At 39.5% G+C, this 14,768-nt stretch carries 14 protein-coding genes; 2 read left to right on the top strand and 12 right to left on the bottom strand.

From position 1 onward, the window contains the following. Window positions 1–424: 424 nt before the first annotated feature. From J7K93_02430 to J7K93_02410, 5 genes are all read right to left on the bottom strand, one after another. A complete protein-coding gene (locus J7K93_02430; GenBank protein ID MCD6115847.1) occupies window positions 425–1,573 on the bottom strand; it encodes an ATP-binding protein in 1,149 nt (382 codons plus the stop codon). Between the two features lie 309 nt (window positions 1,574–1,882). Next, complete coding sequence (locus tag J7K93_02425; protein ID MCD6115846.1) at window positions 1,883–2,239, bottom strand: hypothetical protein; 357 nt, start codon at window positions 2,237–2,239, stop codon at window positions 1,883–1,885. A gap of 93 nt (window positions 2,240–2,332) precedes the next feature. Continuing rightward, on the bottom strand, window positions 2,333–4,414 hold the full coding sequence (locus J7K93_02420; protein MCD6115845.1) for an oligopeptide transporter, OPT family: 2,082 nt from the start codon (window positions 4,412–4,414) through the stop codon (window positions 2,333–2,335). Between the two features lie 103 nt (window positions 4,415–4,517). Next, window positions 4,518–5,729 carry a 6-phosphofructokinase gene (locus J7K93_02415; GenBank protein MCD6115844.1) on the bottom strand — a complete coding sequence of 404 codons (1,212 nt, stop codon included), beginning with the start codon at window positions 5,727–5,729 and terminating at the stop codon, window positions 4,518–4,520. A 142-nt stretch (window positions 5,730–5,871) separates the two neighbouring features. Continuing rightward, window positions 5,872–6,594, bottom strand: coding sequence for a hypothetical protein (locus J7K93_02410; GenBank protein ID MCD6115843.1), 723 nt, complete (start codon window positions 6,592–6,594; stop codon window positions 5,872–5,874). A 410-nt stretch (window positions 6,595–7,004) separates the two neighbouring features. Here J7K93_02410 and J7K93_02405 point away from each other — a divergent pair, with 410 nt between their 5' ends. Beyond that, window positions 7,005–7,538 (top strand): hypothetical protein, encoded by a 534-nt coding sequence (locus J7K93_02405; protein MCD6115842.1) that lies wholly within the window; start codon window positions 7,005–7,007, stop codon window positions 7,536–7,538. Between the two features lie 44 nt (window positions 7,539–7,582). Then, window positions 7,583–9,130, top strand: a complete 1,548-nt coding sequence (locus tag J7K93_02400; protein ID MCD6115841.1) for a hypothetical protein — start codon at window positions 7,583–7,585, stop codon at window positions 9,128–9,130. Window positions 9,131–9,374: 244 nt separating this feature from the next. On the opposite strand, the gene J7K93_02395 is transcribed toward J7K93_02400, so the two are convergent. The 7 genes from J7K93_02395 to J7K93_02365 form a co-directional block, all read right to left on the bottom strand. Continuing rightward, window positions 9,375–10,982 (bottom strand): C69 family dipeptidase, encoded by a 1,608-nt coding sequence (locus tag J7K93_02395; GenBank protein ID MCD6115840.1) that lies wholly within the window; start codon window positions 10,980–10,982, stop codon window positions 9,375–9,377. 226 nt (window positions 10,983–11,208) lie between these two features. Further along, window positions 11,209–11,523, bottom strand: a complete 315-nt coding sequence (locus J7K93_02390; GenBank protein ID MCD6115839.1) for a Smr/MutS family protein — start codon at window positions 11,521–11,523, stop codon at window positions 11,209–11,211. A 5-nt stretch (window positions 11,524–11,528) separates the two neighbouring features. Continuing rightward, complete coding sequence (locus J7K93_02385) at window positions 11,529–11,864, bottom strand: type II toxin-antitoxin system PemK/MazF family toxin (GenBank protein MCD6115838.1); 336 nt, start codon at window positions 11,862–11,864, stop codon at window positions 11,529–11,531. Further along, entirely contained in the window at window positions 11,854–12,096 is a 243-nt protein-coding gene (locus J7K93_02380; protein MCD6115837.1) for a hypothetical protein, read from the bottom strand. Before J7K93_02380 ends, J7K93_02385 begins: the two co-directional genes overlap by 11 nt. Before the next feature lie 59 nt (window positions 12,097–12,155). Further along, window positions 12,156–12,323, bottom strand: coding sequence for a hypothetical protein (locus J7K93_02375; GenBank protein MCD6115836.1), 168 nt, complete (start codon window positions 12,321–12,323; stop codon window positions 12,156–12,158). Beyond that, window positions 12,320–12,754, bottom strand: coding sequence for a hypothetical protein (locus tag J7K93_02370; protein ID MCD6115835.1), 435 nt, complete (start codon window positions 12,752–12,754; stop codon window positions 12,320–12,322). The genes J7K93_02375 and J7K93_02370 overlap by 4 nt, the downstream gene beginning before the upstream one ends. Before the next feature lie 22 nt (window positions 12,755–12,776). Continuing rightward, a complete protein-coding gene (locus J7K93_02365) occupies window positions 12,777–14,756 on the bottom strand; it encodes a S9 family peptidase (GenBank protein MCD6115834.1) in 1,980 nt (659 codons plus the stop codon). Window positions 14,757–14,768: the final 12 nt, after the last annotated feature.

Raw genomic sequence — 14,768 nt, 5'->3', positions numbered from 1 at the left:
GTTGCAATTGAATATTATGAAGAATGCTATACAGGATTGGGATTAAAATTTTCCGAAGAAGTTTACGCTACAATCAAACGAATATGTGACCACCCATATGCATAGGCATTGATTGATTCAGACACAAGACGTTGCCTTACAAACAAATTTCCCTACGGAATTCTCTATAGAATTGTTGGAAATAATATCAGAATTATGGCATTAATGAATTTACATCGAAAACCAAAATATTGGAAAGATAGATAAAAAAAGCTGAACAATTTCTTGCAACGGCCACAGACAAGGCCATTGTTAATTTAAGAATACTTCTCGTTCCCAAACCGGAGTTTGGGAACGAGGGGAAGTTATTAAAAGGTAAAGAATAATTTGTTTCAGCACAAGTAAAAAAAGCTGAACTAATTTTAATTAAAAGGAGTTTCCATTATTATGGCTTTGCCTCACTGCGAAGCCATTCCAGATAATTCCGTGGATGAATCACCTGAAAAGTCGCGTCAGGATAATTCCTGCGCCACGCTACAGGCGGACGCACACGCGAATCACCCCATTTCATTTCAAACCCATGCAATCTGCCATCCCGCTCTTCGACCCAGTCAATTTCCTGCTGGTCATAGGTTCTCCAAAAATAGGTATTACAATGCATCTGGTTATTGCCGATCACCTTTAGCCGTTCACTGATTATATAGTTTTCCCACAACTGTCCCATATCCTGCCTCAGAGAGGGCAAAGTGAAATTGGCGGTAAACACATTGCGGATTCCAGTGTCCGCAAAATACCAGCGGCTGCTTTTTGATATCTCTTTTCGAAGATTCCGACTTAATCCTTCCACCTTGTATAGCACAAAAACCTTGGTCAAAAGGTCAAGATATTTTTCTACAGTATTCTTGCTGATTCCCAACTGTCTGCCCAGCTCCTGATAGGAAACATCCTTGCCGATTTGAAAAGCAATAAGCCGAAGCAGATTACGCAGCTTGTGGGCATTACGAATACCATCGTAGATAAGAATGTCTTTCAGCAGATAATCTTCAGCAAGTTCCTTTAGATAAGCAACACGTTTATTATTGTCATCAGTTTGCCAGATTTCAGGATAGTTCCCGAACACCAGCTTTTCATCGAGCCTGCCACTGGTTTCCACCGAATTTTCAAAAAATGAGAATTCTTCCTGAGCCAGAGGATAAAGTTGAAACGTTGTTTTTCTGCCGGTAAGGGGTTCGCCGAACCTGTTCTGCAAATCAAAAGCTGATGAACCAGTCAGCAATATGCGCAACCCTGCAATGCTGTCAACCATGAGTTTGCAGATCTGTCCGATATGTGGAATTTTCTGCGCTTCGTCAATAATAAAAAGAGAGTGTTTGCCGATAAAACTCTTGTAATGAGCAGCGCTCCGCTTTTCCAGCACAGCTTGGGTGTCAAAATCCTCTCCGTTGAGAAAAAGTGCATCAGAGGAATACTTTTTAGCGATTCTGTTGATCAACACGGTTTTCCCAACCCGTCTGGCTCCGACCAGCAGAACCACTTTCCCGGGTTGCAGAGAATCTAAGATGGTGTTTTCCAGGATTCTTGGATAAAAATTCATAATTGAGTCCCCTTATTGACTGAATTTATATAAATACAGTCAATAAGATAACATATTTATCAATTTTTACAAATAAAAATTACTTTTAAAACAATTTATTCGCATGGAATTGTTTTTACTGTTAAAGCAAATCCTAACCCTTGTGACTGTTCAACAAAAATAAAACCTTTATTTAAGGGTATTAGCCTCTCCTGCGGACTGAAATAAAAGATGGAATTTTCGGATAATGCTTTAATACACACAAGCCCGGACACGCTGATGCACATGTGCCGGGCCTAAGAAATAATTCAACAAGCAGAGGCTCAATATCTAGCGTTTCTCCTTTAACTCTACAAATCTATTCTTCCTCAAAATAACAAAAAACTCAGCAAGACGCTCATACATCTGCTGATCTGTTTCGTCAGGATCTTTTGGAATTCTCTTGCCAATATCAATTATGGACAGATTACCATCTGCAAGTTTCCATGCAGGGCTTCCCTTTTCATCAAAAAATACTTTAACAAATTCAGACTTTCCGAGACGATCAGCAATCCATTTCATAAACCTGTTTCTGAATCTTGGGACAAGAAGATAAATTATTCCTCCTTCGTCCGTATCCCATTCACACGTCCTTACAGGAACCATATCAAGAAGATTTTTCTGTACTTCCTTAACTTTCTCTTTCAAAATAAAATCCGCCTTTAAAATAAAAACAGTACAGCGGAGACTTACATAAACCGTATAAGATCTCCGCTGTAAATTAATTACCAATTTATCTGATTATTTACTTTCATTCAGTTTCTTCACAGGGATACTTATCATAATCCATGCAAGAACAATGAATACTACAAAATAAAGAATTGTACCAAATATTGTATGTGACAAAGCAGGTACATTATGGAGCATCTCGTTCAGGTTGATCTGCATTGCAACCAATCCTGCAAGAAGAATTCCCATAAGCGCTTCACCTGCAACAAGACCAGAAGCAAGAAGCAGACCCACGTTCTCAGCTTTCTCAATTATACTTTGAACAAAGTTAGTACGATCCTCGCCCTGAATCTTCTTTTCATCAGCCATCTTCCCTGCTACCCTACCTGCACTTTTATCCATAAAAAATTTAATAACTCCACCAACAAAAATTGCAAACGTAGTACCAAACGGAAGGTACATTCCAACAGAAATGAGCATCGGAGAAGGAGATTTGATTAGAATCAATGCAATTGCAAAAAACATCCCTGCAATTACAAGAGGCCATGCCATCTGGCCGCTTACAATACCTCTCGCCATCATTGACATAAGGCCCGCCTGAGGTGCAGGAAGCTCTTCTCCGCCGATTGCATGTGCAGTAGGATCTCCCGGCACATTGTCTAGCAGCATAATGGGAAGAACCAGAACCAGAGCAGCTGCAATAACGCCGATGATTCCGCCGATCTGCATTTTCCATGGCGTACCGCCGAGGATATGTCCTACCTTCCAATCCTGCATCATATCTCCTGCAACACCTGTTGAACACGCCACAACTGCAGCTACAGCAAGAGTTGCCGCAACACCTGCGCTCCCTTTAAGCCCTATAACAACCATCAGGATTGCAGCCATAAGCAGTGTTGTTAAAGCTAGGCCTGAAATAGGATTTGAAGAAGATCCGATAATTCCTACAAGGTATCCTGCAACAGCCGCAAACAAAAACCCTGCTAACGCCATAACAATTGCTGATGTTACAGCGCCGCCCCAGCCTGGATTTATCGGACTTTTAATTACTTGCTGGAAAATCAGTATCATGGTAAGAACAAGAACAAATATCGCCACAAGAACTATTCCAAATGGAGCGTCCTTTTCAACTCTTGAAACTTCCGTATCACTCTTACCCATTTGTTTAATATCCTTGAAGCCTCTTGACAGTCCGTTGGCAAGATTCTTACGCATGGAAAATAACGTATAAATTGAACCGACAAGCATTCCGCCTACTGCAATAGGTTTAACAGTTGCATTGTATGCAGACTTTGCAACATCTATCCAGTTGCTGCCCGCTGCAAAAAATGAAAGGTCATTACTCATTAAAAATAATACTATAGGCATTAAAAAAAGCCATCCGAACACACCGCCGGAAAAAGTTACTGCCGAAAGCCTGAATCCGATAATATAGCCTACTCCGAGAAATGCAGGGGATGCCTGGGGACTCGGTAAAAGTATTCCGCCCTGATGTGTAAACTCTGCTATTCTGTCCTTTACTGCAATAATCTTAGCCTGAGGATTCAGAAGAGCAATTTTTGATGCCCCAAGATGGAAAAACCCTTCAAAAGCATGCTGGATAATGGTTAATCCTTTGGAATTTTTCAGAAGTTCAATAAGCCCTGCAAGTCCCATTGTACCGAAAACAAGGCCTGCTCCGGTTGCTCCGCCCTGGCCTGCTTTTACTATCTCTGCGCATGCACGGCTCTCAGGATAAGGCAAAGACTGGTCTTCCACCATAGTCTTACGAAGAATAATCACAAAAAGCACACCAAGAATACCGCCGACAAGCATCAGGAGAGTTGACTGTACATAATCAAAACTGGTCCAGACTCCTGACATAATAAATGCGGGAATTACAAAAACCGCACCTGCTGCAAGAGCTTCACCCACAGCTCCTGTTGTTCTGGCAATATTTTCTTCAAGTATAGTTCCCTTAAAGGCTCTCATTACTGCCATTGCAATAACAGCAGCAGGGAATGTTGCTGCAACTGTCATACCTGCTTTCATTCCCAGGTAAGTATTTGCAGCACCGAGAATAACCGCAAGAATTACACCGAGAAGAACTGCTCTGAAAGTAAACTCAGTCATAGCAGTTTTTGCGGGAACATAGGGTTTGAATTCCATCTTCATTCAATACCTCCGTTTATTTGGTTATTAAACAGGACTCTTAATAAGAGCACTATCTGTGTCTCTGATGCAATTGATTACTATCCTGATCTTTAACGTTGATCAATTAAAAATCAGACTCACTTGTCATAATAAGAAGTGGCTTCATTTCAAAACTCTTATAATATGGCCTTAATCTTTCCGTATTATAAAAACGTTTCACATTAACAATCTTCTTCTTGCTTGTAATAACCTCAATAGGCATATTATCATAACGGCCGTTTTTCAGCACTACAAGTCTGCCGTGAATTTCATCAAGAACAAGATCAAGGGCAAGATTACCGTATGCCATAGGAACTATGGAATCAAGTGCATCCGGATCTCCTGTCCTTACCAGATAACCGAGCTTCTGATAAATAATATTTATCGGCCTTCCATTGTTGTATTTGGGAGAAATTTGCTTCAGCTCGCGTGAGAGGAGATCACCTATCCCGCCTAATTTTGCATGGCCGTATGCATCCTTCTCTGTGTCTTCAAAAACCATCTCTCCGCCTTTAAACATGGCCCCTTCAGATACAAGTACAACAGAATATCTGCTTGGATTACGAAACCTGTCTTCAGCTAAAAGCTGAGTTAATAGTTCGACATTAAACTTATACTCAGGAATTACACATCTGTTTGCAGCTCCTGCCATTGTTGGCAGCATTGCCGTAAATCCGGCATACCTTCCGAAAACTTCAAGTACTAAAAACCTCTCATGTGACCCTGCTGATGTCCTGAGTGCATTTGTCATATTAATTGTACGTGTAACGCAGGTTGAAAACCCGATACAATAATCTGTTCCGGGAACATCATTATCCATAGTCTTGGGTATTGCAATAACCTTTACACCCTCCTGATATAGCCTTACAGCATAACTTAAAGTATCATCTCCTCCAATAGGTATAAGATAATCAACGCCGAGAAAATCCAGATTTTTAAGTACCTCAGGAGTTAAATCATTAATATCTTTATTATACTTATCCTTAAGATGAACAGGCACATCCTCTTTTTTTACATTACTCGGTTTTGTCCTTGAACTGTGAAGATAAGTACCTCCGGATCTTCCTTTCTTGTTTACAATTTCTTCAGTCAAATATTCAAAATTATCACTGTTGTCCGCATCTTTCTCGCGACTCATCTCCATTACACCTGCCCAGCCTCTGCGTAACCCAATAACCTTATACCCTTCACGCAGCGCACGGATTGTTATTGCACGAATAGCAGGATTAAGACCTGGTACATCCCCGCCGCCCGTAAGTATACCGATCACACCCTTTTTCTTTCTCACATGTACCATTTTACACCCCTCACACTTACAACACACTCTGTTAGATTGATAAATAAAAATTTAAGCAAGTTAAAGTAACAGAATTTTTGAAAAAATCAAAACATATTTTTATAAAAAATCAAATTTATCAAAAAGTTTATCTATGGATTGTCTAATCAATATATTCACTGTAGTATTTCTTCATACATTCAGGGCAAATACCATGAGAAAGCATTGCAGTATCAGGCATGCCTGTTTTTAAATATTTTTCCACATTACTCCAGTATCCATCATCATTTCTTATTTTTTTACAGTGCATGCAGATTGGAACAACTCCATGCAGAGCATTTATCTTGGCCAGATGTTCAGCGATCTCTTTATTCCTCTTCCATAACCTCCTTGCGAGATCATCAATCAGCTCAAATTCCGGGCTGATCATTTTATGCTGTTTTATTCCGTCAAGCAGTGTCCCTATGTGGGCCTCATAAGCATCTGCCGGAGAACTGCCGGCCAGGTCTTTCATCATAATAAACATTGCAGCAAATGCAGGATGAAGCATTATGATTTCAAGACGGTATGCTACAAGAAAAGATACTGCAGGATCTGACAGTTTTGAAGTATCCAAAAAATATTTTTCTGTTTCAATATCTAACACTTTCAGTTCATCCAGGATTTTTCCCGGATTCTCAAATATGTTCCATATTTTTTTATCAGAGACGAGCCTTAAAAGTTTTTCCCAAAAATCAACATGTGTCTTTTCCTGTGCTGACATAGACTGCCACAATTTTTTCAAATCCTCTTCTATGGCAATATCTGACATTTTCTGGTATAGATCAATTGCCTTTTTTTCCAGTTTAAGACATATACGGACAATTTCCGTTAATTCACTCTTCATTTTAGAATCCTTATAAAAAAATATATGAAAAAACTACTACATTCCGCTTGTAATTTAACAAATCAATTACAAACATAAAAGAGATTATTTGCGTTCCTTAAAGGTACTGAATCAAAGGGCGTGTTTAACTGTGCAGACAATATTATTTTTTGCGCCTGCACATCTCTACAATTTTGACCGGAGACCATTTCTTGTCTCATTTTTTACTATTCACTAATTTAATCTTTTTCTTGACTTTCTGGCATACTATCGCAATCTTATAACAAACATTAATAAAATTTACAGCCTTAAACGCCGCAAAGGCCTTTTATCCATAATACTCCCTTTTTAACTTCAAATACTTTGTGGCACTAAAGTAAAAACTATTTTAAATTAAACTTTTAATACTACATTCAAAAAGGAGGAGTACTATGAAGAAAACAGCACTGATTTTGGCGTTATTATTAATTATCACCGGCAGTTGTTTTGCTCAAATCCAGGCCGGGGACAAAGAAGTAAGTTTTCTCGGATTCTTCTCCACATTCGTTGGAGAAAACATCGATGCAAACGGTTACGGATCTCTGCAGATAAGCTACGGAAAATACTACACTAAATTCTTTCAGGTTGGCATTGCACCTATAGTAAGTTTTTCTACCGGCAAGGACGACAACGGAGACCCAAAAGTTGATGTCCAGTACAGCGGCTCTATTTTTTTCAACCTCAACATGGCCACTGCCTCTAAAACCGTGCCTTACTTTACAGGCAGATATTATCAATATACATTTGACATCCCGGAAGATAAAAATTTTATTGACTACTCCTACATTACAATAGGCGGAGGCGTAAAAAGTTTTTTCAATGAATACGCAGCATTTAACACAGTTATAACTTACGGTTTTTCTCCTGAAAAAGAATCAAAGGGAGGTATAATTATGATTATGACAGGCCTCTCCTTTATCTTCTAAATCATAAAAATTTGTACAGACTGAACTTTCGGGAGGTATATTCAATGAAACGATGGATACCCTTCATCGGATTATTTGTGATATTAAACAGCACTGCATTTGCACAGTTTAACCTCTACCTTGAACAGCAGATACCAGTGCATTCACAGAAGGTCACATTTCTAAGAATCAGCGGCAACGGCCGCTTTATTGCATGGGGCGATTTAAAAGGTAATCTCTATATCCATGATATAAGTGCAAAAAGAACTATTCATAAGATTAAAGCCCACTGGGGTGCAATTAATGCGGCTCTTTTCGACTGGAAAGTTACACGGCTAATAACAGGCGGAGAAGATGGGAAGATATGTATCTGGGACCTTTACAGCGGCAGATTGGAAAAAACTTTAAAAGAATACGGATCATCAATTCTGGATCTATCACTATCGCCGGATGGCCGCATACTGGCTGCTGCAGGAAAGAGAAAAGAAGTTTTTGTCTGGGAATTCCCATTGGGTATACTTAAGGGGAAGATGAAAGGACATAGAAAGAAAGTTATTTCTGTTGCATTCAGTATCGGAGGAGATCAGTTGCTTTCTATTTCCCAGGACCGCAAGATGATTATCTGGGATGTAAACAAACTTTCGTCAATCCGCAAAACTTCAATAGAGGCACGAACTATTCAGGGTTCCGGAATAGACATTAAATCAGCTTCCGTCAGTTTCGACCGAAATTTCATTGGTGTGGGTATTGAAGAGCATGTACTTGCAAAGGGAGGAAGGAGAATGATTTTTAAATACAATCTCTCCTTCTTTGACTGGAAAACAGGAAGCGAAATAGAAACACTGACCGGCAACAGAATGAATATCGGTTTTTTCCTTATATCTCCTGACAGAAAATATGCAATAACTGACAACTCAACTCTCAGGAACGGCCGCATCTCATTCTGGAACATTCAAAACGGCGTTATAGAGCAGAACTATCCAATGCCCGGCAAACTTACAGGTATGGCGATCTCGAAAAACGGTAAATGGTTTGCTGCTGCTTATAAAGACCTCACCGATAAGTCTCTGAGCCATATCAATATATGGCAGTTATCAGGCATGGAAGGTTATGAACGCTTCAGTACTAACAAGCCAATTGCAGGAAAAGCTCAGCGCGGATTCGGTTCGTCCATAAAAATTACGACACCAACGGAACCTTTAATTGCATACGGCAGCCGCAAACGTGTTGCAGTTATGACTTTTGATGCAAGAGGAATTAAAGATGATGTTGCACAGACAACGACATATCTTCTGGAGAGCAAACTCGGAAACAGCGAACTGATTGAACTGATTGAAAGAAACCAGATAGCAGCAGTTCTGGATGAACTGAAATATCAGCAGACAGGGCTTACAGCATCAAATGCAGCGGAAATCGGGCAGCATTTGAATGCAGAATACATTCTGACAGGCAGCATAAACAAGCTTGGCAATTTACTGATCATTACAGCAAAACTGGTCAATGTTCAGACTGCTCAGATAATGGGCACGCGGGAAGTGCAGTGTTCAAATGCTACGATTGAAACAATTTCGGACATGGTATCTGAACTTGCACCAACAATTGTAAAATTTTAAAATATTGTTCCTGAATCAAATCAGGAAAGGATGCCTTAAAACAATTCCGAAATTTGTGGATAAAAATAAAAAAAGGGGCTGTATCAAAAGTCGATTTGAAGTCATTACGATGAGCAAAGCGACATGGCAATCTCAGGAATTGAGCACGAATTGAAGAGATTGCTTCGCAAAAAGACGCTCGCAATGACAGGGTTAGGACTTTTGACACAGCCCCTACTATTAATAAACTAAAACCCTTTACCTATTATTTCCAGACCGGAACCTTACAGCTGTTTCCCCGGGATTTTATTACCCTTTTCAGCCACTGCTCAGGATAACCGACTGAGTTGATCCCCCCCTTCTCATTCTTCACGTAACCGTCATTGTATTTTACAATCAGATCCTTGCCGAGCTGTTCCCACCTTCTCACAACTTCCTGGCCGTGCATAACTGAGTAATCAGTCAGGTATTTTTTCATAAGTTCAGGATTTTTCTTTGACAGTTCCAAAGCGGTTTTTTCTACAGCCGGCTGAAGTTCGAAGAAATTATTCTCCAGTTCCGACTGAACTTTTTGTATGTCTTTTATCATGTATGAGTACTTGAGATTTGCTATATTTGCAACAAAATTAAACGCCCACCATGCAGAATCAAAAGAAAATTTTCTCATACTGCCGACAGTAAATGCTTCCGGCAATGCATCAATCCTGCAGTAAAGAGGAATGTAGCACGTTGTGTAAGTATCATCCATTCCGTACCAGAGTACTCCGCCTACAGCATCAGGCAAATAAGAGCGGGACTGGGATACAAAAGAAAATCCTGTCTGCTGTGTGGAGATCGGCCTCTCCCATGCATATTTTACACTGTCAACCTTCCATGTAATAGGGCGCCATCTGTTGGGAGTTCCGAACGGGCCTGCATCAACACCCTTTGTCATATCAAATGGAGTACCCTCATAATGATCTCTCATAAGAGACATTACGTCTTTAACTGAAAATTTTGAATCCGGTTTTATAAAAAGCGGCAGACGTTCCGCACCCTTGACACCTCTTGCAAAATCCGATAAAAAATTCTTTGACGGAGCGCTCCTTCTGAATATGCTCCACACTCTTGATCCGCAGTAGAGGCATTTCTCGGGAGTTGCAGGATCATATACATCGCAGAACCTGAATGGCTTACCGGATTTACGGTCAAAATACCCTTTTTCCTCGGCAATTGAGATTACATTTTTTGAATGCATACAGTTTTTTGTGTCGTTCAGAGGGAATTCTCCGATTCTTGACATGTTTGCATGGGCGCACATGTATCCTTCAGGGACTCTGAGTGCAACCCACACTGCCCCTTTGCCTCCTGGGCCAGGCCCGATCATATCCATTATCCAGACTTCATTAGGATCTGCAATTGAAAATGTTTCACCTGTACTTGCATATCCATACTTCTCAACAAGATCAGTAATAACTTTAATTGCTTCCCTTGCTGTTTTTGCTCTCTTCAAAGCAAGATTCATCAAAGTCCAGTAATGCAGAAGGCCGTCAGGATTACGCAGTTCCTTTCTCCCGTCAAAAGTTGTTTCTCCTATTGCAAGCTGGAACTCGTTCATCAGGCCCACAACTGCATAGGTGTGCGGAACCTGCGGAATTTTATGCACTTTACCGTCTCTAGTACGTATTTCAATAAATTCGTCTTTTTTATGATCTGCAGCAGGTGTGTACCTTAAATGCGGCAGGAATTCACCATCGCATGAGTAGGTTATAATTGCAGAGCCGTCCTTTGTTGCGCCTTTGCTTACAAGGATATTTGTACAGGACGAAGCCTTTTCAAAAAAAAGAAAAGACATGGAAAACAGGACAATTACGATTAAAAACACTCTCTTCATTTCTCTCTCCTTTTCAACTGTAAATAATATGTTGCAATCCATAAACAAACCGGAGCTCAGGAAAACAGGAAACACGCTATTTGTACGTAATTATGGATAACTTGTTTCATAAACATTTTCAGATCAGCACAACCTGCAGCAATGCCTTTCCGTTAAAACAGATCAGTAGTTCCCATGCCGTACCATTTTTTTCAGCAGATCATCCAAAGATGTGCCGGGTGAATTATTATAAGACTAATTTCTTCAGTACAACTCTCGCAGCGCCCCATCCTCCGGCCTCAGGAGTACAGTCACTAAAAAAATCAACATAGGGAGAATTCTGAAGGATTTTATAAACCTCGAACTTCATCCGGCTTTTGCCCTTGCCGTGAATTATCCTGACCTGTTCAAGCTTTAATTTATGGGCATTCAGAAGAAATTCTGTTACAACTTCCTCAGCCTGCTCCGGGAAAAACCCATGAAGATCAAGCTCATCTGTAACAACTACAGGCTCCGAAAGTTCAGAAGGGATTTTAGTTTTTTTATTGGACTTTTTATTCATTTATTCTAAAGTATTAAAAAGTTTTTTAATATTTCAGCAAATTCACGCACATCTTTTTCATGTAACCTTCCAATTTTTTTAACAATAATTGATTTATCAATTGTCGCAAATTTCATTCTAATCATTGAAGGTTTTGGTAAATTAGATTTTTCCCATTCTTTTATTCTATAATCGCCCATTCTATACTTTACATCCATTTTGCTCGTAATAAATACAATTATGACATCCATGTATTCATTATATTCATCCGGGGAAATAATTAAAGCAGGCCTTTTTTTAGTTGTAGTCAAATTTGTAAAAGGAAATGGAACTAAGACAATTTCCCATTTTTTACAATTCATTATAGATATCATCTTCTTCGTTATCCCATTCCATAAAAGATTTTTCTGATACTTTCATAATTTCATTAAGATTTTCCTTTTCAGATAATTCTTTTATCTTAACTCTATTCCTTTTTATATAATCTTCTATCAATTCGGAAACGATCCCACCCATACTCTTACCTTCAATAGACGCAATTACTTTTAATGCCCTTCTTTTATTATCATCAATTCTAATACTCATAACACCCATTTACGACCTCCTACATGTAGTTTAAACTACATGTAATATAATTGACCATAACAAATAATTCAAGCCATTTCTTCAAATTTTCTACATACTTCAGTCAACGAAAGAATCAACATAACTTCCACAGCCTGCTCCGGAAAAAATCCGTGAAGATCAAGTTTATCTGTAATAACTACAGGCTCTGAAAGTTCAGAAGGAATTTGATGATTTTTGCCTGATTTCTTATTCATTTATTTTCTTTGCGCACTGTAAGTACAACTGTCTGACTTGCAGCATCATCTCCTATTATAAACGGAATATTTGTACCGCATTTAATACGAAAAGGATCAGGGTGGTTCTGAAGAAGCTCTGTCAGCCCCCAGTCTCCATAAATCGGCACAGTGGTACTGTCATTTGAACCAGCCCCTCCCGTAAGAGCAGTCATCCTGATTTCGTATGTAAAAGAACGGGCTGTCAGCCACACAAGATATGTTCCGGGCTCAACAAAATTATTTTTCTCATCCTTCCCGTCCCAAAATACCGAATACTGGCCTGCATTCAACTTCCCCTGTACAAGGGTTTTTATCACCTTTGACTTGTCACTTGACACAGGATCAGTACAAAGGCAGAAAATACTATAAAGCAGAGATGCTGCACTCATCAGCAGAATCTTTCTTTTCATAAAAATCAATCCTTCTAATTTATCATTCAGTTGTAAATTCTTTAATCCACTCTAACACATAATTCCACCACAGCTTTATATCTTCAGGATTAGTCAGTACATGGCCTTCTTTATTAAATATAATAATCCTTGACGGAATATTAAAATACTGCAGCGCCGAAAAAAACTCAATGCTCTGGCCTAAATTAATTTTATCATCCATAGCCCCGTGGGTTATAAGGCAGGGAACTCTTGCCTCCGGCCTGCTGCGCACAGGAGAAATTTTATCATACTTCCTGAAATTTCCATATGGAGCCTGCCCGAATTCGGATACAAAAAATTCAGCACTGCCTGTACCGTATAAAGATAGCATGTTTGTAATTGAAGCATGGGACACAACAGCTGAAAATCTGTCAGAGTGAAGGGAAATCCAGTCTGAAAGAAATCCTCCGTAAAAGCTTCCTGCTGCAAAAATATTTCTTTCATCAATAAAAGAATACTTTTTAAGAATATGGTCAAGGCCTGATAATATATCTTTGTAAGCAGCTCCTGTCCAGTCGCCATTTAATGATGTACTGAATTCTATTCCGTACCCTTTTGAACCCCTCAGGTTAGCCATAATAACAACCATACCCTCTGCAGCGAACAAATTTGCATTCCAGAAATATCGGAACATATCGTACCAGCCGTGATGAGGGTCTTCCTGAATCAGGAATATTGCGGGATATTTCTTATGGACATCAAAAAACGGCGGTTTAATTAAAAACCCGTGAATAGTTTTACTATCAAAACTTCTGTACCAGAAATCTTCAGCATTATTCATCTTGATAGAATCAAGTAGTATCTGGTTTGTAAAAGTAAGTTCAAAAGGTTTATCGCCGTTTTCATTGGTTCTGAATATCTCTGCCGGCATGCTGAATGTACTTCGGCGCATGAAAATATAATTATCATTATGAGAAACTGACAGGTCAAAATTACATCCCTCATGAATCAGCCCTTTAACCTTCTTTTTCTTTACATCAATAGAAAATACAACTTTTCTGCCCTGGTCTGATGCAGTAAAAAATATTTTGTCCGAAGACGACCCCCATACGGCCTCTTCAACATCAAGGTTAAAATCGACTGTAATATTTGTGTTTCTTCCGGTGCGCCTGTCAAAGAGCATCAAATCATGCTGCCCGCTGCATCCTTTGGACCTCGGAATAGCTTTATAACATAGATATCGGCCGTCAGGAGAAAACCGGGGCTGGCTTTTTTTGCCCGGGCTGACAGTTATTCTCCACATCTTTCTTCCTGTTGATAAAGCAATAAAAACATCTGTTCCGTAAGAAGACGATTTAACGGTATCAATACAACCGATAAAAGCAAATCTGGTACCGTCAGCAGAAAAATCAAAATTTCTAAAATCAGGGCTTAGTACAGGAGCAACTTTTGATGAAGAAGGAATAAGATTCCAGGGCTTTCCTCCTGTTGACGACATAATCATAATGCGGTTATCAGGCAGCCTTTTATTAAAATAAGAATTCTGATACACTGTTACGGAAAGTTCATTCTCTTTACGTGCATATTTATTAAAAGGGATAAATGCAAAGTAACGTCCATCAGGCGACCAGACAAAATCTTCTATACCGCCTTTAACTGTTCGTATCTGCCTTGCTTCTCCGCCATCAAGTGGAATTGCAAATATCTGCCTCTCTCCGCTTCTGTCAGATAAAAACGCAAGCAGCGAACCATCAGGACTCCACCTCGGATTTCCGTCAAAACCAGGGCTTGTCGTAAGCTGCTTCGGCTGGCCTCCATCCTTATTTACAAGGAAGATATCTGACTCTTTTTTCAGATTTCTCCCTGTGTAACGGATTATAGTATAAGCTATTCTCTCTCCGTCAGGTGATAGTGAAAGCGCTCCAATTCTGTTAAATTTCCACAGGTCACTTATCTGCATTGCCCTTTTCTGTGCATTAACACTCAGAGAAGCAAAGATAAGAAGGGCGGAGAACGTTATAATCTTAATAAATCTGTTCAATTGTCATTCTCC

It is taken from the genome of bacterium (genome assembly GCA_021158245.1).
GTDB lineage: Bacteria > Zhuqueibacterota > QNDG01 > QNDG01 > QNDG01 > QNDG01.
Note: the sequence above shows the minus strand (reverse complement) of the source record. Positions and strands in the feature narration are given on the sequence as shown.

What these genes read in the sequence shown, in the direction of transcription:
- J7K93_02385 (MCD6115838.1), bottom strand. Translation starts at nt 11,864, where the DNA reads ATGAATTGTAAAAAATGGGAAATTGTCTTAGTTCCATTTCCTTTTACA.
- J7K93_02390 (MCD6115839.1), bottom strand. Translation starts at nt 11,523, where the DNA reads ATGAATAAAAAGTCCAATAAAAAAACTAAAATCCCTTCTGAACTTTCG.
- J7K93_02430 (MCD6115847.1), bottom strand. Translation starts at nt 1,573, where the DNA reads ATGAATTTTTATCCAAGAATCCTGGAAAACACCATCTTAGATTCTCTG.
- J7K93_02410 (MCD6115843.1), bottom strand. Translation starts at nt 6,594, where the DNA reads ATGAAGAGTGAATTAACGGAAATTGTCCGTATATGTCTTAAACTGGAA.
- J7K93_02420 (MCD6115845.1), bottom strand. Translation starts at nt 4,414, where the DNA reads ATGAAGATGGAATTCAAACCCTATGTTCCCGCAAAAACTGCTATGACT.
- J7K93_02395 (MCD6115840.1), bottom strand. Translation starts at nt 10,982, where the DNA reads ATGAAGAGAGTGTTTTTAATCGTAATTGTCCTGTTTTCCATGTCTTTT.
- J7K93_02380 (MCD6115837.1), bottom strand. Translation starts at nt 12,096, where the DNA reads ATGGGTGTTATGAGTATTAGAATTGATGATAATAAAAGAAGGGCATTA.
- J7K93_02400 (MCD6115841.1), top strand. Translation starts at nt 7,583, where the DNA reads ATGAAACGATGGATACCCTTCATCGGATTATTTGTGATATTAAACAGC.
- J7K93_02370 (MCD6115835.1), bottom strand. Translation starts at nt 12,754, where the DNA reads ATGAAAAGAAAGATTCTGCTGATGAGTGCAGCATCTCTGCTTTATAGT.
- J7K93_02375 (MCD6115836.1), bottom strand. Translation starts at nt 12,323, where the DNA reads ATGAATAAGAAATCAGGCAAAAATCATCAAATTCCTTCTGAACTTTCA.
- J7K93_02415 (MCD6115844.1), bottom strand. Translation starts at nt 5,729, where the DNA reads ATGGTACATGTGAGAAAGAAAAAGGGTGTGATCGGTATACTTACGGGC.
- J7K93_02405 (MCD6115842.1), top strand. Translation starts at nt 7,005, where the DNA reads ATGAAGAAAACAGCACTGATTTTGGCGTTATTATTAATTATCACCGGC.